Origin of the sequence: Microbacterium ginsengisoli, assembly GCF_000956535.1 — a bacterium.
Taxonomy (GTDB): Bacteria; Actinomycetota; Actinomycetes; order Actinomycetales; family Microbacteriaceae; genus Microbacterium; species Microbacterium ginsengisoli.
This window is the reverse complement of record NZ_JYIY01000059.1, coordinates 21,386-39,889: the sequence shown is the minus strand read 5'-3', so window position 1 is coordinate 39,889 and position 18,504 is coordinate 21,386. Positions and strand designations below refer to the sequence as shown.

The following is an 18,504-nucleotide window of genomic DNA, read 5'->3' as shown; positions in this document are numbered from 1 at the left end:
CGCGAGCACGATCCGCGTCTTCTTCTCCGGCGGGATCACCGGCGGCCTTCCCATCAACAGCCTCCCGGCATCTCAGACGCCGATCATGCCCTCACAACCGGCCTGCCAGAAATCTTGACGCGGGACAGGCCGAACTACCCATCACCGCGTGGACTGCTCGACATCCCCGACTGGCAACACCTCGACCCCGGCGAGGCGGCGCAGGCGGTCGAGGTCTCGGCCTACCCCGACCGCTATCAGAACTACCAGCCGGTCGCCGAAGCGATCCTCACTGCGCTCACCCGGCGCGCTGAGACCACGCCGAGCGGTACGCCGCTCGGCGACGTACCCGAGACGACCGCAATCGTCTTCCCCCTGCCGGGTGGGACGTGGGTGAACACCAGCGACTTCGGGTGGCGCGAAGACCCCTTCACTGGTGAGCGAGCGTTCCACTCAGGAACCGACTGGGCTGCCGACGACGGCACGGCGATCCTTGCGCTCGCCGACGGCGTGGTCAGCTTCGCCGGGCCGTCGGGCGGCTACGGCAACCTCATCATCATCGAGCACACGATCGATGGAGAGCGCATCGCCTCCGCCTATGCACACATGTGGCAGAGCGGCGTCCTCGTCAGCGTCGGGGATCGGGTCGTTGCCGGGCAGCACATCGGCAACGTCGGTTCGGCGGGCAAGTCGACCGGAGCCCACCTGCATTTCGAGATCCGGCCGGGCGGGTCGAACGCCGCGGCAGTCGATGCCGAGCCGTGGCTTGCCGCCCACGGAGTGCAGAACCTCGATGCCGCAAGCACCGAGGCGCTCTGCTCAGCACAGATCGCGGCATGACATGGACGTATTCCCCGACTTCGGAGCCGTCGGCGGTCAGGCAGAACTGCGCGCCATCGTTGGCGCGCTGCTGACCATCGTGCTCATCTTCGCCGTGCTCATGCTCGTCATCTGCGCCGCAGTGTGGGCGATCTCGTCGGCGAACGGCAACATCTCTTCGGCTGTCCGCGCGCGCGTCGGGTTCCTCGTCTCCATCGGAGCTGCCGCACTCGCCGGCCTCGGCGTCACCTGGATCAACTTCCTGCTTGGGGTCGGAGCAAGCATCTGACGCCGTCGAACTGGGACAGCGTGCGCACCTACCGGGTAAAGGCGTTCCTCGCCTGCTGAAGGAGCACACTGTGATCGACATCGACCCCAATACCGACGGGTTGCCCGGCATCGAGCAGCTCCGCGTCATCGTCGGCGCGGCTATGACAGTGGGCCTCATCCTCGCCGTCCTCGCCCTCATCATCTCGGCCGTGGTCTGGGGGTACGGGGCGAACAGCTCGAACCCGCACCTCGCCAGCCGGGGCAAGGTCGGCGTACTCGTCTCGTGCGGCGCGGCGATCATCTGCGGTGCGTCGGTGACGCTCGTGAACTTCTTTTGGAACGTCGGCCAGTCGGTCTGACTCCACGACCGAGTTGAGATGGCTGAGCCGATGAGTATCTGTGATGTGCCCGTCATCGCCTCGGTGTGCGATGCCGTGGGTGAGGGAACTGCGTCGCTCATCTCCGCGCCGTTCGACTGGCTCGCGCAGGCAATGGGGCAGGCCGCCGCCTGGCTGTTCGAGAGCGTGTGGGCGGTGTTCGACTCGACAACGCTCGTCGACGTCACTGGAAGTCAGTACGTCTCGGTCTACAACGTGCTGTTCGGGGTGGCGATCTTCGTCATGCTCGTCTTCTTCTGCCTCCAACTCATCACCGGGCTCGTGCATCGAGATCCGATGGCACTGTCGCGCGCGGGCGTGGGACTCGCCAAGTCGGTGCTCGGATCGTTCGTCGCCATCACCCTCACCGCGACCCTGTTGGAGGTCACCGATCAGCTCACCATCGGCATCGTGCAGGCGACTGGCAACACGATGGAAGGCATCGGCGACCGCATGGCCCTGCTCGCCGCTGGGCTGACGACGATCAACATCGCCTCGCCCGGCGTGGGTGCGATCATCACGATCTTCCTTGCCGGGCTCGGCATCGCGGGTGCGGGCATCGTGTGGTTCACGCTGCTCATCCGCAAGGCGCTGCTGCTAGTCGCCATTGTCTTCGCGCCCATTGCCCTCGCCGGGTTCACCTGGGATGCCGCGAAGGGATGGTTCGGACGCTGGGCGGCGTTCGTCGTGGCGCTCATCTTCTCGAAGCTCGTCATCGTCGTCGTGTTCCTCGTCGCCATTGGGCAGATCAGCGCGCCCATCGACCTCGACCTCGCCTCGATCAGTGACCCGATCTCGGGCGTCGTGCTGATGTTCATCGCCGCGTTCGCGCCATACCTGACATACAAGTTCATCTCGTTCGTGGGCTTCGACATGTACCACGCGATGTCGAGCGAGCAGGAAGCGAAGTCGGCGCTCAACCGGCCCGTCCCGCTGCCGGTCAAGGCCCAGCCGAACGCGGCGAAGTCCGTCCTCGGAGGGCAAAACGGTGCGAGGGCCGGGACTTCTCCCGCGCCGAGCACGGCTCCCGCTGCAAGTGACGTAGCAGGCGGCGCGGCGGGCGCGGGTGGCGGGGCGGCTGCTTCCGGTGGCGGGGCTGCGGCCTCGGGAGGCGCGGCAGGTGCTGGGGCAGCAGCGGCCGGCCCCGCGGCCGCCGCCGTCGTCGGGGCGCAGGTGGTCAAAGCCGCAGCGACGACTGGGCCGAAAGTCGGTGCCGCGGTCGGCGGCGCAGCAGCCGGGCAGGCAGAGACATCCACGCCGCCGATACCCGTAACGCCGAGGAAAGGGTAGAACATGGCCACCCAGCACCCTCCCGTTCCCGACCAGCAGCTCTCCCCCGTGCAGTTCTCCCGACTCGCGCACCGTGGCGTCCTGCTCGGACTGTCGATCTCGCAGTTGATCGCGCTGGGCATCGGCGTGGTTACCGTCGTCGCCACCATCTACACGGGCGGTGGCATGGGGCTGGTCTGGACATCCCCGATCTGGCTCACCTGCCTGCTGCTCGCGGTCGCCCCCGCGAGCGGGCGAAAGCTCGTGGACTGGCTGCCCATCGTCTCGCGCTGGATGTGGCGGAGCACCGCAGAGCAGTTGATCTTCCGTCACCGCGTCATCAAGCCGCGTCCTGTCGGCACGCTCGCGCTCCCCGGCGATGCGACGGCGATGCGCGAATGGGTCGATCCCGAGACGGGCACGGCGATGGTGCACGACCCCCACGCGCAGACCCTGACCGCGGTGCTGGGGGTGACGCACCCGGCGTTCGTGCTGCTCGATCCGGGCGAGCAGGAGCGGCGGATCAACGGCTGGGGTCGGGTGCTCGCTACCGCGTGTCGCTCGGGCAGGATCGCCCGGCTCCAGGTCTGCGAGCGGACACTGCCGGACTCCGGCACGGGGCTCGCCGAATGGTGGGCCAGGCACGGCACCGACGATGATTCCTGGCCTGCGACTACATACCGAGAGCTGATCGAGCGTGCCGGGCCGACCGGCGAGCGCCATGCGACGACGATCTCGATTGCGCTCGATATGAACGCCTCGGGACGACAGATCCGCTCCGCGGGCGGCGGCATCCGTGGAGCTGCCGCCGTGCTGCGTCAGGAGATGACCACGCTCGTCAGTGCGCTGCGAGCTGCGGACCTCGCCACGACCGGCTGGCTCGCCCCTGGCGAGGTCGCTGTAATCCTGCGCTCCGCCTACGACCCGGCTGCCGCGCCCGCGCTGGAGCGGCACGCCGACATCGGACGTTCCCTCGCCACCGCGGGGCCGGTCGCGGTGACCGAGAGCTGGGATCGCGTGCGAACCGACTCCGCGTACCACACCGTGCTCTGGCTCTCCGAATGGCCCCGCTCGCAGGTGTTCCCCGGATTCATCGCCCCTCTGTTGCTCACCTCGGGAGTGCAACGCACATTCTCGCTCGTCTGCACGCCGGTTCGCGCCGACATCGCGGCTCGCGACCTGCGGAAGAAGAAGGTCGGTCTGCTCTCCGATGCGACGCAGCGCGCGAAGATCGGCCAGGTCGAGGACGCCGCGCGCACGGCCGAGTACCAGGACGTGCTCCAGCAAGAGTCCGACCTCACCGCTGGGCATGGCGTGCTTCGCTACACCGGCCTCATCTCCGTCTCCGCGCCCACGGTCGATGAGCTGGATGCCGCCGTCGCCGCTATCGAGCAAGCCGCCGTGCAGGCGTCCTGCGAGACGCGCCGCCTCGTCGGCCAGCAGGCCACCGCATTCGCCGCCGCCGCGCTCCCGCTCTGTCGGGACGTGTGACAAACCCAGCCCTCGACCCCGGAAGGAGTGGCCATGCCGATCTTCAGCAATCCCGTGCAGGACGCCACGGAGACCCGCCAGGCGGTGCGGGCGCTCGCTCATGCGAGCCGCGCCTTCGCCGACCCCGCGGACACCTATCAGGTGGTCGGCGAGCTGCTGGGGACGCTGCGCTCCCTGGAGCAAGTGCTGGAGCAGGTCGCGGCGGCGCACGTTCGGCACCAGGACAAGGCGTTTCTCGACAATGGCGACCACGAGGCTGGGGTTGATGAGGCTTGGGCCGCCGCCAACGCCCTTCGCAAGGCCGCAGAACTCGTCCAGTTGGCCGAGACTGCCGTCGATCAGGCGACGCAGCATTCGAGCTACATAGCCTGGCACCCGGCACCTGTCGCCAGCCGACCTGAGCTGGACCCGTTCTCACGCGATCCGTTCGAGGCCCACTTCGTCAGTTCGCCAAAGGGGCTGTCGCTATGAGTCCCGACGACCGCGAGCGCCTGCACACCGCGGTCCTGCTCGACCCAGCGGGCGAGCGCCGTGCCGCTCGGAAGGCGCGACGGCGAGCGGCGAACAAGATCGAGACCGCCGACCGCAAGGCGCAGCAGGATCTGGCGCGCGCGGCGTGGGAGGCCGAACGCGAGGCGCGGCGGGCGACGACCTACCTGCCACCGTCCGGCGAGACGAGGCCCGCTGCACTCCGCACACCGGGCCGATTCCGGCTGCCGCGTCACCAGGACACGAGCGCGACGCTGGCCGGGGCGTATCCGTTCCTCGCCGAGGGCGGACTGGGCTCTGCCGGGGTGTTCGTCGGCCAGGATCTCTACAGCGGGGCATCGTTCGTCTATGACCCCTGGGTGCTCTACGCGCAGGGCCTCATCACCGCACCGAACATCGTCCTCGCGGGGATCGTCGGCTCCGGCAAGTCCTCGCTCGCCAAGAGCCTCTACACGCGCTCCATCCCATTCGGTCGGCGGGTATATGTCCCCGGCGATCCGAAAGGCGAGCACACGGCTGTCGCTGAAGCAGTCGGCGGACGGGCGATCGTGCTGGGGCACGGGATGTCTACGCGGCTGAATCCGCTCGATGAAGGGCATCGGCCTTCGGGCCTCAGCGATGCCGAGTGGCAAAGCCAGGTCACCTCCCGGCGACGCGACCTCATCGGCGCACTCGCCGAGACCGTCCTCGACCGCGGCCTCACCCCGCTGGAGCACACCGCCGTCGACTTCGCGCTCACCGATGCGGTGCGCTCGGCCGAGGTGCCGATCCTTCCGATGGTGGTCGACCGCATCCTCGCCCCGCAGCCCAAGGACGACGACGGCAGGCTCGCCGAGGACGGCCGACTCGTCGGACACGCGCTGCGGAGGCTCGTGGCCGGGGACCTGGCGGGGCTGTTCGACGGCCCGAGCACCGTGCGCTTCGACCCGTCACTGCCGATGGTGTCGCTCGACCTGTCGCGGGTGGCAGAGAACTCGACGCTCATCTCCGTGCTCATGACGTGTTCCTCGGCGTGGATGGAGTCGGCGCTTCTCGACCCGGCAGGCGGCCCGAGGTGGGTCGTGTATGACGAGGCGTGGCGGCTCATGTCACATCCGGCGCTGCTGCGCCGGATGGACGCACAGTGGCGGCTCGCGCGGCACTATGGCATCGCCAACCTGCTCATCTTCCACAAGCTCAGCGACCTCGACAACGTAGGCGACCAGGGCTCGGCGATGCGCGCGCTCGCCTCGTCCCTGCTCGCCAACGCCGAGACACGGGTGATCTACCGGCAGGAGAGCGATCAGCTCGGAGCTACTGCGCAGGCCCTCGGACTCACCGGAACGGAGCAGGGATTGCTACCCGGTCTCGGCACCGGACAGGGGCTCTGGAGGATCAAGAACCGCTCGTTCGTCGTCCAGCATCAGCTCCACCCTGCCGAACTTGCGATGTACGAGACAGGGCAGAAGGCAAGAGGAAAGACCTAGATGTTCCCGCGATTTGACGGCTTGGCGGGAACAATGAAGGTCGCCGACCTCAAGCGCCCATGCGGGGGTCGAAGTTCGCGGAACCTGCACGTTCTCGCTGGTGAGGTTGCAGGCAGTGTCCGAAATAGCTTGGACAGCATCGCATGATGGATGGCATTCGGTGAACATGCGAGCAAGCAGGCGCGTCAGTGCGTCATGGACTCAGCCCGGAGGTCTCCGATCGGTCGCCTGAGAGCCGCAATGCCACCCAGAGGCCGCATCGGCGGCAGATGAAGGCGTTGTCGTGCGCCAGGGCGTGGAGCTTGCGTCGCGGGAGTTCTCGCCCGCAGCATGAGCAACTGTGCTGCATGGTCGGTGTCGTCATACTTAGCCTGGTTGCCCTCGGATGCCTCAGATGTAGCTGCAGATGTCCTGTGCGGTGCACCTGGCCGGGTCGCCGGTTTCGGTGGTATCGCGGACTTCGGCGACCGTGGCACGGAGGGCCGTGAGTTCGGCGATCTTCTGGTCGATGTCGGTCAACTGCTTGTTCAGGATGTCGCGGACGTGGGTGCACGGTGCGGCGCCGGCGTCGCGCACCTTCAGGATGTCGCCAATCTGGGACAGCGTCAGGCCCGTGGCCCGACCGCGCCGGATGAAATCGAGCCGCGGCACGATGTCAGCGCTGTAGTCGCGGTACCCATTCCCCGCACGGCTGGGGACTGGGAGCAGCCCACGGTCTTCGTAGAACCGCAGGGTCTTGCTCGTCATCCCGGCCGCTGTGGCCGCCTCACCGATCAGCACGGTACACCTCCGTCGCCGGGGTAGCCTCCGGCATCCCTTGACCTTCCAGCGTAGTGGAAGGTGCAGGCTGAGGCCATGGAAGATCCGACCTCCTTCGACCTGGCCGTCATCGGTTCCGGTGCCGGCTCGTTCGCTGCGGCGATCCGGGCCAGCCAGTTGGGCAAGCGGGTGGTGATGGTCGAGCGAGGCGTCATCGGCGGCACCTGCGTGAACACCGGCTGTGTGCCGTCCAAAGCGCTGCTGGCGGCGGCCGACGCCCGGCACGTTGCCCTAAATTCTGGACGGTTCCCGGGCATCTCCGCATCGACCGGGCGGGTGGACATGCCCGCGCTGATCGAGGGCAAACGCGCCCTGGTCGAGGGCATGCGTGCGGAGAAGTACGAGGATCTGATCGCCTCCTACGGTTGGGACCTGCGAGCCGGAACGGCCGCATTCGCCGGTACCACGGCGGACCCGAGGTTGGAGATCACCGCAGCGGACGGGACGCGGAGCACGGTCGGTGCAGCGCACTACTTGATCGCCACCGGCTCCACCCCAACCATCCCGGCGGTCGACGGGTTGGCCGGTGTCGACTACCTGACCTCAACTTCAGCGATGGAGTTGGAGGCGGTTCCCGAGTCGTTGCTGGTGCTCGGCGGCGGCTACGTGGCGATGGAGCAAGCGCAGTTGTTCGCCCGGCTGGGTTCCCGGGTCACCATGCTGGTCCGATCCCGGCTGGCGTCCCGCGAGGAACCCGAGGCGTCCAAGGCCATGATGGGGATCTTCGCCGACGAGGGCATCCGGGTGGTCCGCCGCGCGAACCTCGACACGGTCCGCACCGACAAGAACACCGGCGACATCATCGCGACGGCCACCGTATCCGGTGGAGCAGAAGAGTTCCGTGCCAGCCGGATCCTGATCGCCACGGGTCGGCAGGCGGTGACCGAAGGACTGAACCTCGCAGCGCTCGGGATCCAGACCGGCCCTTCGGGCGAGGTCATGGTCGACGGTCGGCTCGCGACATCCAACCCGCGGATCTGGGCGGCCGGCGATGTCACCGGGCATCCGCAGTTCGTCTACGTCGCCGCCTCTAACGGGTCCCTGGTCGCGGAGAACGCCTTCACCGGCACCAACCGGGAGGTCGACTACCGGCACCTGCCGCGGGTCACCTTCACCAGTCCCGCTCTCGCCGCCGTCGGGATGACCGAGCAGCAAGTGGTCGCTGCCGGTATCCGCTGCCAGTGCCGGGTACTGCCCCTGGACTACGTTTCCCGGGCCATCGTCAACCGCGACCTGCGCGGTGTGATCAAGGTCGTGCAGAACGCCGACACCGGCCAGATCCTCGGAATCACAGCGGTCGCCGCCGACGCCGGCGACCTCGCCGCAGCCGGTGTGTACATCCTCGAAGCGGCCATGACCACCGACCAAGTCGCCCACCTGTGGAGCCCTTACCTGACGATGGCCGAGGGCATCAAAATCGCCTGCCAAGCCTTCACCGCCGACGTCTCCAAACTCTCCTGCTGCGCCTTCTGAGCGCATCACCAGATCCATCTGAAAGGAAAAGAGAATGACCAACGAACCCGCCGCGATCACCGACCGCCTCGCCACTGCTGAGACCGGGCTGGAAATCTGGCTCTGGCTCCCCCTTCTGAAGCTCCTCGCCGAAGGCGAACCTGTCACCATCGCCGATCTGGCGACCGCCACGGGGCGGACCGCCGACGAAGTGCAGGCCGCGCTCGCCGCGGTTCCCGACACCGAATACGACGACGAAGGCCAGATCATCGGTCAAGGTCTGACCCTTCGCCCGACCCGCCACCACTTCGAAATCGGCGGGGAGCAGCTCTACACCTGGTGCGCGCTGGACACCCTAATCTTCCCGCAGCTGCTCGACCGACCCGGTCGGATCGAATCCTCACAACGCGAGGGCAGCACGCCGGTTCGGATCAGCGTCGACGCCACCGGCGTCACCAGCGTCGAACCGCGCACCGCGGTCGTCTCGCTCGTCAACCCGGAAGACCTCAGCCAGATCCGCTCCGCGTTCTGCAACCAGGTCCACTACTTCGCCTCACCCGACGAAGCCGCACCATGGCTCGAACGCCACCCCGAGGCCACCACCATCCCCGTTGCCGCAGCTTTCGAACTCGCCACCGCACTCGTCGAGTCGATGCACCTCGACCCCGCCACCGTGTCCCCTGACCGATCCGGGCTGAATGGCGCCGTCTGCTGCTGATCGCGGTGGGCGCGTTCGCGATGTCTGCCGTGTGGCGCGCTGGTCCCTCACGCTCCCAGCCTTCCAATAGGTCACCGTTCGCTGTATAGTCACTCCATGCTGACTCTTGCTTCGCGGGTGGACGTGATGAACCGGCTCGGCCGGGCCATGGCCGACCCGACCCGCTCCCGCATCCTGCTGTCGCTGCTGGAGCAGCCCGGTTACCCGGCGAAGCTCGCTCGCGACCTGGACCTGACCCGCACCAACGTCTCGAACCACCTGGCCTGTCTGCGCGGCTGCGGGATCGTCGTCGCTGAGCCCGAGGGCCGGCAGACCCGGTATGAAATCGCCGACCCGCACCTGACCGCGGCCCTGACCGCCCTGGTCGATGTCACGCTCGCCGTCGACGAGAGCGCGCCGTGCCTGGACCCGGGCTGCACAGTCCTCGGCTGCTGCGACACCGAGGCCACCGCCGGATGAGCGCAGCGACGCTGACCGACGAGCGCCGCGCCCGGCTGCACGGTCGGGTGAAGTTCATCGTCTTCTTCACGATCACCTGGAACGTCATCGAGGCGATCATCGCCCTCTCCGCCGGCGCGCTCGCCTCCTCGGCCGCGCTGATCGGGTTCGGGCTGGACTCGGTGATCGAGGTCGCCTCCGCTGCCGCGATCGCCTGGCAGTTCACCCGCAAGGATCCCGAGCTGTGGGAGAAGGCCACCGTCCGGATCATCGGGGTCGCGTTCTTCGCCCTCGCCGCCTACATCACCGTCGACGCTATCCTCGCCTTCACCGGGGTCCGCGAGCCGGAGCACAGCCCGGTCGGCATCGGCATCGCGGTCGCGAGCCTGATCGTGATGCCCGGCCTGGCCTGGTTCGAGTTCCGCACCGGCCGCGAGCTCGGCTCCAAGAGCGTGCAGGCCGACGCCAAGCAGCTCCTGCTGTGCATCTACCTCTCCGGCACCGTCCTCATCGGCCTGCTGCTGAACAGCTTGTTCGAGTGGGCGTGGGCGGACTCCGTCGCCGCGCTCGTCGTCGCGGTCCTCGCGATCCGGGAAGGCATCGAAGCATGGCGCGGCGACATCGAATCCCCCTTGGAAGTCCTCGAAGACCTCGACCACGAGGAGGTCACCCCATGACGCACGTCGGCCCGCTGAACGGCCCACCGATCGCCTGCACCCTCGCCCCGGCTGCCGGCAAAGCGCAGGTGGAGAAGTGGCGAGCGTTCGACGAGGACTACGCGCTCGAGACCGAGCGCACCGACGCTCGCCTGACCATCCACTACGCCAAGGTCGACGACTCCACCCGACGGCTCCGAGAGCTCGTCGCGGCTGACAGCACCTGCTGCGCCTTCGTCGACTGGAGTATCGACGAGACCCACGCCCACCTTCGACTCATCGTCACTGGCACGCCGGAACAGATCGCAGCGCTAAACGTCGGGTAGCCGGGTGCGGGCGTGCCTGAATGGTGCGAGTTCAGGAGCGGTGAATGAACGCCAATATTCCTGAACCAACTGGCACGATTCCAAGGATTCGCTGAGATTCGTCAACGCGCCAGCACACCGGGCGCACCTAGTGTGCATGAGCCATCCCCGACGAGACCACTCGCGCGAACTCACGGCAGTTGGGACAGCGTGAGATGGCCATCACACTTGCCCGGCGACGCCTCGCACGCCAAGAGAGCGCAGAACGGGAGGTCTCTGCGAACGTGCCGCCTGTGCTGCCGGTCGTGACGATGACGGTGCAGCCGGACGCGACGCTCCGCGTCGCAGTCGACGGGGAGCCGTTCGGCGCGCCGACGTTCGCCCCGCCGTGGCACCGGCACTCATTCGCGCAGATCATCAGCGAGGTCGTCGAACAGCGCCACTCGCCCGTGCGCATCGTGGTGCACGAACTCGACGGGAGGGTCTACACGGACATCGTGACGGCTCCGCTTCATCCCACATTCCTCAGCTCATCCCTTCCCGAGTCGCCGGCCCCGGTCGACCAGACTAGCCCTGCGCCAGATACAACCGAACCAGCGCACCCTCTCCCATGCCAGAACGGCGAGGGCTACGTGCCTGGTGAGGAGGTCGCGGTCGCCGTCATCGTCCGGCACACCGGGGCTGACAGCGAGGGCACAGCACGGGCGATCGTCGAGCCGAGTCTGCTCGATCTGAGTCCCACGCACGAGGTCATCCTGCTGGGCCGCGTCTCGGGCACCTGCATCGTCGGACACCCGGCATGACCAGCTCATCACCGCGAGCCGGGGCGTTCGGCGACGAACTGACGAACCTCGCCCTCGGCGCGCTCATCGGTGCGATGCTGCTGGCCGGTGCGCTCCGCTTCGCCGGGAGCATCGCTGCGTTCGTCACAGGCGCGCCCCAGCCCGCGGCGGGTCTCGAAGCGGGAGTCGGAGTGGTCTTCCACGCCGACGACCCCGGCTCGGCACTCGGCTCCGCGTCGCTCAGCCCCGTCGCCTATTGGATCACCGCCGCACTCCTGCTCGCCGCCATCGGTACCGCGGCGTGGTTCATCTGGCGATGGGTGCGCGAGCTGGGCAAGCGGACCAAGGCCGACCCGAACCGGATCGAGGGAATCGCCGACGCGCGCGACGTGCAGCGCGCCGCATCCGAACGCGACCTTCTGCGTCGCGCGACGACGCTGCGCCCCTCGCTCACCGAGCCGAAGCCCGAGGAGGTCGGCTACCTCCTTGGAACCTCGCGCGGCAAGCGCGTGTGGACATCCGTCGAGGACTCGATCCTGCTGATCGGCCCGCCGAGATCCGGCAAGGGCGCGAACATTGTCATCAACACCATCCTCGACGCGCCCGGTGCGGTCATCACGACCTCGACCCGGCCAGACAACCTCACGGCGACGCTCCGCGCCCGCCAGTCGCACGGCGGCCCAGTCTCCGTGTTCGATCCCCAGCACCTCGCCGAGGGCGTGCCCGCGGGTCTGCGGTGGTCACCGATCCGCGGGTGCGAGGTGCCCCTGACCGCGATGATCCGCGGCACAGGTCTCGCCGCGGGAACCGGGCTCTCCGGCCCCTCTGTCGAGAACGGCGGATTCTGGGAAGGCAAGACGCGCACGGCGCTACAGGCGCTTCTGCACGCCGCGGCGCTCGATCACCGGCAACCCGCCGAGCTATTCCGCTGGACGCTCGACCCTGCGGCTGCGGCGGATGCCGTCTCCATTCTCGCGTCGCACCCCCACGCCGCGACCGGATGGGCCGAGTCGCTCGACGGGATGCTGCAATCCGACCCTCGCACCCGCGACTCCATTTGGCAGGGCGTCTCGCTCTCCCTCGCCTCGCTCGCCGACCCACGGGTGCTGGAGGCGGTCAGCCCCAGCGAGGACGAGCAGTTCGACCCCGAGGCGTTCCTGCGCGGGTCCGGCACGCTTTACCTGCTGGCGACAGGAGCCGGAGCGGGGGCGTCCTCGTCGCTCGTCGCGGCGTTCATCGAAGACCTCGTAGAGACGGCTCGGCGCATCGCCGCGCGCTCGCCGGGCGCGCGGCTCGATCCGCCTGTGCTGCTCGCGCTCGACGAGATCGGGAACCTCGCGCCTCTGCCTTCGCTTCCGGTCCTCATGGCGGAGGGCGGCGGCACCGGGCTCACGGTGATGCCCGTGTTCCAGTCGCTCGCCCAGGCGCGAGGTCGTTGGGGCGACGACGCCGCGACCGCGATGTGGGATGCGAGCATCACCAAGATCGTCCTCGGCGGCGGGACGGACACACGGCACCTCCAGGACATCTCCACACTGATCGGCGAACGCGACGAGACGACTGACTCCGTGACCATCGGGGAGCGCGGCTTGCGCTCGAACCAACGCTCGATCCGCCGCGTCCCGATCATGAAGGTCGAAGACATCCGCACCCTGCCCCAGGGCACCTCGCTCGTGTTGCTGCGCTCCGCGCCGCCGATCATCACGACCATGCGTTACTGGCTCCATCGGCCGGAAGCCGAGACGCTGCTCGCCCAGCGCGCCGAGGTCGAGGCGATCATGCGGCCGGGCACCGCAGGGATAGGTGAGGCAACAGTCACCGACGACTGACTGTGAGGAGGCTAGATCGGCCAGTCTTTGTGCAGCTGCGAGCCGATACCAAGCGAACTCAGGTCCGCGGTAACGGCAAGCCACAAGTCATTGAAGATCTGGTCGGCGTCGCCCGTCCAGTCGTTTGGAATCGGGGTCGGCGAATCGACGGTATACGAGACGACGTATCCCGGAGCCGAGTAGTCGTCCCAAGTCAGCGAGACGTTGAGCCTCGCGTTCTCCAGTTTCACGTCGTCATCACCGTCGCCGAATCTGTCGGCGACGTACTCATAGTCGTATGAGAACTGGTAGGAGTCATCCTGCTTCATCGAACGCAGGTACTCGTCTTCATCCTCGAACTCTTCGCTGGTCGAGTTGTTCACGAACGACACTGGACGACCTACCTCTCGCGTTTGTAGGGACCGCTCAGAAATGTCCATCTTCGCAGCGGCAGGACGCGGAAGTGACAGGCGGAATGTCCTCGAAAGCCGCCGCGAGCATGCTTCTAGATGTCTTTCGGAGTCGATCTGTGCTCGTCGGGCTGATGACTCGACCTTCTGCCCTTCGACTGCGAGACGTAGAGGAGTATGCCGAGGGCGACGCCGACACCGAGGATGACGTCGGCAAGGTTGCCGATGAACAGGTTGCCGTAGGCGAGGAAGTCGGTGACGTGGCCGCGACCGAATCCGGGTGGGGCGAGCAGGCGGTCCAGGAGGTTGCCGACCGCGCCGCCCCATAGCAGGCCAATCGCGACCGCCCACCCGGCGGTGCGGGCGCGCGTGGCGGCGATGAGCAGAGCCACGGATGCCGCGGCCGCGATGATGGTGAGCAGCCAGGTTGAGCCGGATCCGAGGGACATGACGGTGCCGGGGTTGAACGCGAGCTGCAAGCCGAGCCAGTCTCCGAGGAGTGGGATGCGGGCTTGTTCGCTGAGCCGTGAAAGGGCGAGTGCTTTGGTTCCCTGGTCGATCAGCACCGCCCCGGCAGCGACGGCGCACGCGATCAGGAATAGACGTGGTCGGACGCGCGCGCCAAGAGGGCCGGCGGAATTCATTTTCACGGCATCCGCCCTTCCCTGCGCGAGGCCATGAACGAGACCGGTCATGCCTTCGTGCGCCGCGCCGCGCGGAGCCCGTTGAGGATCACAATGACCTCCGCGACTTCGTGCACCAGCACCACGGCGGCGAGGCCCAGAATGCCGGTGATCGCCAGCGGCAGCAGGATTGCGATGATCGCGATGGACAGCACAACGTTCTGGTTGATGATGCTGCGGCCGCGACGGGCGTGAGCGAGAGCCTGCGGGATGAGACGCAGGTCGTGGCCGGTGAACGCGACGTCGGCGGACTCGATCGCAGCATCCGCGCCCTTGGCCCCCATCGCGATCCCCAGGTCCGCGGCCGCGAGAGCGGGGGCGTCGTTGATGCCGTCCCCGATCATCGCGGTGGGCTGCGACTTCGACATTTCCGCGACAGCGGCGGCCTTGTCCTCGGGACGCAGTTCGGCGCGCACGTCGCTGATGCCGGCCTGTACGGCGAGGGCCGCGGCGGTGCGGGCATTGTCGCCGGTGAGCATCGTCACCCCGATCCCGCGCCGGTTCAGCGTGGCGATGACCTCAGGAACCTCAGGACGCAGCTCGTCCCGCACCCCGATCGCGCCGACTGGCTGGTCGTTGCGGTGGATGATGACAACGGTCATCCCCTCGGACTCCATCGCCTGCACTTCGTCGGCCAGCGTGCCAGCGTCTAGCCAACGTGGACTCCCTACGGCGAGACGAGCTCCGTCGAGGGTGCCGACAATGCCGTGGCCGGCGGTCTCGCGGACGTCTGTAGCGGCCGGAGCGCCGGGAACCGCGTTGGTGATCGCTGCGGCGAGGGGATGCGTGCTGTGGCCTTCCAGGCTCGCTGCCCATGCCAGCACACCATCCTGGGTCGCGCCGGTGGTGACGACATCGGTAACAGTGGGCTTGTTGCGGGTCAGAGTGCCGGTCTTGTCGACGGCGAGGTGGCGGATGCCACCGAATCGCTCGAACGCGGCACCGGACTTCACAACCACACCGAACTTTGACGCGGCGCCGATGGCAGATACGACGGTGACCGGGACAGCGATCGCCAGAGCACACGGCGACGCTGCGACCAGCACGACCAGAGCACGGGTGATCCACACCCCGGGGTCGCCGCTCAGCAGCGACCCGAGCACGCCGACCAGCACGGCGAGGATCATCACGCCGGGAACGAGGGGGCGGGCGATGCGGTCGGCCAGGCGGGCGCGGTCGCCCTTCTCGGCCTGCGCCTGCTCGACCAGTTCCACAATCGTGGTGAGCGAGTTGTCGGTGCCAGCGGCGGTGGCCTCGACCTCGAGGACGCCGGTGGTGTTGATCGACCCGGCCGACACGTCAATGCCGGGCTCGACCTCGACCGGGATCGACTCGCCTGTGATCGCGGACGTGTCCAGGCTGCTCCGCCCGGCACGCACGATGCCGTCTGTCGCGATCCGTTCGCCCGGCCGGACAACGAGCACATCGCCGACACGCAGCTCCTTCGCCTCCACCTCCGTGGTGGCGTCGCCGCCCTTGACGAGTGCGGTGTCGGGCACGAGCTTCAACAGTGCCCGCAGCCCTGCGCGGGCGCGGTCCATGGCCTTGTCTTCCAGCGCCTCCGCGATGGAGTACAAGAACGCGAGTGCGGCGGCCTCCTCGACGTAGCCGAGGATCACCGCCCCGGTGGCGCTGATCGTCATGAGCAGGCCGATACCGAGCTTGCCCTTGGTGAACAGTTTGCGCAGCGCGCCCGGCACGAACGTGTACGCGCCCAGCAGCAGACCGATCCAGAACAACACCAGACCCGCGGTCTCCGCGCCGGTCCACTCGCACACCAGACCGGCGGCGAACGCGACGCCGGAGGCGATCGGGATCAGAACGCTCGGGCTCCGATACCACGGCCGGTGATCGTCATCATCGTCGTCGAGGTCGACGTGTTCGGCTTGCGAGCCCGTGACCGCGCTCACGCCCGAACCTCCCCCGCCACGCAGCCCTCGACCCCGCAGTCCGGGTCCATGCATGGCACGCTCTCGTCGACCGCGAGCGTCACATCAACCAGCGCCGTCAGCGCGCGCGCGAGGTGCGGGTCTGCGACCTCGTACCGGGTCTGCCGGCCCTCGGGCTCAGCCACCACGATCCCGCACCCGCGCAGACACGTCAGATGGTTCGACACGTTCGAGCGGGACAGCCCCAAATCACGAGACAGCACCGCCGGATAACTCGGGCCGGTCAAGAGGGTCAGGAGGATCCGAGAGCGGGTCGGGTCGGCCATAGCTCGGCCGAGCCGGTTCATCACATCGAGTCGATCGGCAATAGTCAGCACATGCTGACTATACATCAGTGGCTGTACTCGGTCTCGCGCTTGCACCTTCGCTCTTCGACCCGCGATCCTCCCGGAAGATGTCCCGGATAGACATCTCGTGGACATTTCCTCCACGAAATGGACATTTCCGAAGAGTCCCTACAGCGTTCTCTGCCCAGGCGACGCTCGCCTCTCAGCCATGTCATCACAGTAGCCCGGGGCGCGGACGGTCGAGCTTGCGCACCTATCGGGTAGCAGTCCTCTCTCGGCAGGAGAAGTTAGGAGCATCCCGATGCGAACCAAAGAGTCCCTGTGGGGCTTCTTCGCCAGCGACCCGCAACTGTCCTTCAACGAGAAAGGAGAGGCGCGACTGTTCGCCTGGATCGGTCAGGAGCAGTTCGAGCGCAACCCGGACGGCTCGTTCACCCAGGGCGAGACGAAGTTCTACCCGTTCAAGATGTTCCGGAAGACCGCGGAGCACGCCTACGAGAAGTTCGCGCGCGGCGACACCTTCGTCGCCAGCGGGCACGTCCAGAAGTTCAGCTACGAGAAGAACGGCGAGACGATCAGCGGCGAGGAGTTCATCGCCACGCACATCGGCCCCGATGCCGCCCGCACGAGCTACGCCGTCGATCGCGGCCGCTCGCGCACGCAGCACGTCGAGAGCGCAGCCATCGAAGCGCCAGACCCGACCATCCCCCAGCAACCGTCACCCCGTCCGATGACGCTGTGAGGCCGCGTCATGACCACCGACGAGACGCTGTTCCCGCCCGATGACGCCGACTTCGATGTGCCTCCGCTCGAGGAACCGGAGCCCGAGCCGGTGACACCTTCGCCGAGGCCGGCCAAGGAGCCGGACGCCGAGGCGAAGGACACGCCGGAGCCGCCGCGCCCCGTCAACTGGAACATCCTGACCGCGGCCGAGGCGCAGGTGGAGTGGCTGGAGCTGAACGCCTTCGTGAACTGGCTGCGTCACGAGTTCGGCCTGAGCGTGAACGTCGTGCCGCCGTTCTGGCATCGGCACCCGGAGCTGGTGTGGCCGCTGTCGGCGCTGCGGCAGCACTACCTCAACGCCTACGACAAGAAGCAGCACGGCTCGGCACCGTTCGGCTGGTGGCGCGACTTCTGGGCGTTCGTGCCGCAGCTTCGGGACGCGGTGACCGCGTGCGGCACGAAGCTCAACACCGACCGTCCGACGCGGCAGGCGGTGTGGCCGGGCGAGGACGAGCATCCCATGCTGGTGGAGACGGTGATCCCCGACCGGGATGCCGACTTCACGCAGTTCGTCAAGGACGACGTGGCTCGCAGGCAGGCCATCGAGGACGAGTTCTACGCCCATCTCGCGGCGGAGCAGTAGGGCGCGGGCGGTGACGGCGAATGGCGCGGCAGCGATCCCGGAAGCCCTGGCCGGGGCAACTGGAGTTCGACCTGTGGGGGCTCGACGAGCCCGCCGCCGACACCGCGCTCGCCACCGCTCGCGAAACCGGGGCAGGCGATGAACAAGTACGGGCAGATGGCGCTGGAGCACTGGCAGGCGACAGCTCCGAGCCGAGTGGCGGAGCTGAGCGATCCGGCGACGTTCTTCGAGACGCTGGGCCTGGAGATGCAGGCGCAGGTGACGAACCTCGCGTCGATGCTGGCGGGCAGCGACCGGCAGGGGGAGACTTTCTTGCAGAAGGTCGCCCGGCTGACAGCGGCCCGGAGACAGGCGGAGGAGGTCGTGATGTCGCAACTGGCGTGGGTCACCGACCCGAGCCTGCCGCTGGATCAGGCACGGGAGGAATGGGAGCAGACCCGTCCCTCCGACGAGAACCTGGTCCTCTGGGCCGAGCGGATGCAGGACTGCCCGGATTCGATGCCCTCCTCCGTGGAGTTGGAGGAGATGGCGAAGACGTGGGCGCTGCCGGTCGAGTTCCTGCTGGAGCTCGTGGCGACGGAGCCCCCACGGGAGTACATGCGGGCGAACCGGGCGACGCTCGCCGAGGCGGCGACGATCCGCTTCTTCCGCGAGCTGCGGTAGCGCCTCGG

The 18,504-nt window shown here is 67.8% G+C and carries 22 protein-coding genes; 17 read left to right on the top strand and 5 right to left on the bottom strand.

Features of this window, described 5'->3' with window-relative positions; genetic code table 11:
• The 7 genes from RR49_RS03095 to RR49_RS03065 form a co-directional block, all read left to right on the top strand.
• A partial coding sequence (locus tag RR49_RS03095; protein ID WP_157013142.1) for a peptidoglycan DD-metalloendopeptidase family protein occupies positions 1–819 on the top strand: 819 nt, incomplete at its 5' end.
• Position 820: 1 nt separating this feature from the next.
• Complete coding sequence (locus RR49_RS03090; protein WP_045246598.1) at positions 821–1,087, top strand: DUF6112 family protein; 267 nt, start codon at positions 821–823, stop codon at positions 1,085–1,087.
• Positions 1,088–1,157: 70 nt separating this feature from the next.
• Positions 1,158–1,427: a DUF6112 family protein gene (locus RR49_RS03085; protein WP_045246597.1), complete on the top strand. Its 270-nt coding sequence runs from the start codon at positions 1,158–1,160 to the stop codon at positions 1,425–1,427.
• A gap of 30 nt (positions 1,428–1,457) precedes the next feature.
• Complete coding sequence (locus RR49_RS15955) at positions 1,458–2,735, top strand: conjugal transfer protein TrbL (protein WP_052671990.1); 1,278 nt, start codon at positions 1,458–1,460, stop codon at positions 2,733–2,735.
• A gap of 3 nt (positions 2,736–2,738) precedes the next feature.
• Positions 2,739–4,205: an SCO6880 family protein gene (locus RR49_RS03075; RefSeq protein WP_045246596.1), complete on the top strand. Its 1,467-nt coding sequence runs from the start codon at positions 2,739–2,741 to the stop codon at positions 4,203–4,205.
• A gap of 33 nt (positions 4,206–4,238) precedes the next feature.
• Positions 4,239–4,676, top strand: coding sequence for a hypothetical protein (locus RR49_RS03070; RefSeq protein WP_048809348.1), 438 nt, complete (start codon positions 4,239–4,241; stop codon positions 4,674–4,676).
• Entirely contained in the window at positions 4,673–6,160 is a 1,488-nt protein-coding gene (locus RR49_RS03065) for a putative type IV secretion/conjugal transfer ATPase (protein ID WP_045246595.1), read from the top strand. The genes RR49_RS03070 and RR49_RS03065 overlap by 4 nt, the downstream gene beginning before the upstream one ends.
• A 390-nt stretch (positions 6,161–6,550) precedes the next feature.
• On the opposite strand, the gene RR49_RS03060 is transcribed toward RR49_RS03065, so the two are convergent.
• Positions 6,551–6,940, bottom strand: a complete 390-nt coding sequence (locus RR49_RS03060) for a heavy metal-responsive transcriptional regulator (RefSeq protein ID WP_045246594.1) — start codon at positions 6,938–6,940, stop codon at positions 6,551–6,553.
• A gap of 75 nt (positions 6,941–7,015) precedes the next feature.
• Here RR49_RS03060 and merA point away from each other — a divergent pair, with 75 nt between their 5' ends.
• The 7 genes from merA to RR49_RS03025 all read left to right on the top strand — a co-directional run bounded on the left by merA (position 7,016) and on the right by RR49_RS03025 (position 13,159).
• On the top strand, positions 7,016–8,452 hold the full coding sequence (merA, locus tag RR49_RS03055; protein WP_045246603.1) for a mercury(II) reductase: 1,437 nt from the start codon (positions 7,016–7,018) through the stop codon (positions 8,450–8,452).
• Positions 8,453–8,486: 34 nt separating this feature from the next.
• The gene (gene merB / locus RR49_RS03050) at positions 8,487–9,149 is read left to right on the top strand and encodes an organomercurial lyase MerB (protein WP_045246593.1); all 663 of its coding nucleotides are present in this window, start codon (positions 8,487–8,489) and stop codon (positions 9,147–9,149) included.
• A 96-nt stretch (positions 9,150–9,245) separates the two neighbouring features.
• Positions 9,246–9,608, top strand: coding sequence for a Cd(II)/Pb(II)-sensing metalloregulatory transcriptional regulator CmtR (gene cmtR, locus RR49_RS03045; RefSeq protein WP_045246592.1), 363 nt, complete (start codon positions 9,246–9,248; stop codon positions 9,606–9,608).
• A complete protein-coding gene (locus tag RR49_RS03040; protein WP_045246591.1) occupies positions 9,605–10,264 on the top strand; it encodes a cation efflux transmembrane domain-containing protein in 660 nt (219 codons plus the stop codon). Before cmtR (RR49_RS03045) ends, RR49_RS03040 begins: the two co-directional genes overlap by 4 nt.
• Positions 10,261–10,569 (top strand): hypothetical protein, encoded by a 309-nt coding sequence (locus tag RR49_RS03035; protein WP_045246590.1) that lies wholly within the window; start codon positions 10,261–10,263, stop codon positions 10,567–10,569. Before RR49_RS03040 ends, RR49_RS03035 begins: the two co-directional genes overlap by 4 nt.
• Before the next feature lie 263 nt (positions 10,570–10,832).
• Complete coding sequence (locus tag RR49_RS03030; RefSeq protein ID WP_045246589.1) at positions 10,833–11,351, top strand: hypothetical protein; 519 nt, start codon at positions 10,833–10,835, stop codon at positions 11,349–11,351.
• On the top strand, positions 11,348–13,159 hold the full coding sequence (locus tag RR49_RS03025; protein WP_045246588.1) for a type IV secretory system conjugative DNA transfer family protein: 1,812 nt from the start codon (positions 11,348–11,350) through the stop codon (positions 13,157–13,159). Before RR49_RS03030 ends, RR49_RS03025 begins: the two co-directional genes overlap by 4 nt.
• Positions 13,160–13,170: 11 nt before the next feature.
• Here the strand turns inward: RR49_RS03025 and RR49_RS03020 are convergent, their stop codons facing one another.
• From RR49_RS03020 to cmtR (RR49_RS03005), 4 genes are all read right to left on the bottom strand, one after another.
• Positions 13,171–13,521 (bottom strand): hypothetical protein, encoded by a 351-nt coding sequence (locus tag RR49_RS03020; protein ID WP_157013139.1) that lies wholly within the window; start codon positions 13,519–13,521, stop codon positions 13,171–13,173.
• A 122-nt stretch (positions 13,522–13,643) separates the two neighbouring features.
• The gene (locus tag RR49_RS03015; protein WP_245610941.1) at positions 13,644–14,114 is read right to left on the bottom strand and encodes a signal peptidase II; all 471 of its coding nucleotides are present in this window, start codon (positions 14,112–14,114) and stop codon (positions 13,644–13,646) included.
• A gap of 125 nt (positions 14,115–14,239) precedes the next feature.
• A complete protein-coding gene (locus RR49_RS03010; RefSeq protein ID WP_048809346.1) occupies positions 14,240–16,141 on the bottom strand; it encodes a heavy metal translocating P-type ATPase in 1,902 nt (633 codons plus the stop codon).
• Positions 16,138–16,497 (bottom strand): Cd(II)/Pb(II)-sensing metalloregulatory transcriptional regulator CmtR, encoded by a 360-nt coding sequence (gene cmtR / locus RR49_RS03005; RefSeq protein WP_045246602.1) that lies wholly within the window; start codon positions 16,495–16,497, stop codon positions 16,138–16,140. Before cmtR (RR49_RS03005) ends, RR49_RS03010 begins: the two co-directional genes overlap by 4 nt.
• Positions 16,498–16,768: 271 nt before the next feature.
• Between cmtR (RR49_RS03005) and RR49_RS03000 the strand changes: the two genes are divergently transcribed.
• From RR49_RS03000 to RR49_RS02990, 3 genes are all read left to right on the top strand, one after another.
• Complete coding sequence (locus RR49_RS03000; protein WP_048809344.1) at positions 16,769–17,209, top strand: single-stranded DNA-binding protein; 441 nt, start codon at positions 16,769–16,771, stop codon at positions 17,207–17,209.
• A gap of 9 nt (positions 17,210–17,218) precedes the next feature.
• Positions 17,219–17,833, top strand: coding sequence for a hypothetical protein (locus RR49_RS02995; RefSeq protein WP_048809343.1), 615 nt, complete (start codon positions 17,219–17,221; stop codon positions 17,831–17,833).
• 138 nt (positions 17,834–17,971) lie between these two features.
• Complete coding sequence (locus tag RR49_RS02990; RefSeq protein ID WP_045246583.1) at positions 17,972–18,496, top strand: hypothetical protein; 525 nt, start codon at positions 17,972–17,974, stop codon at positions 18,494–18,496.
• Positions 18,497–18,504: the final 8 nt, after the last annotated feature.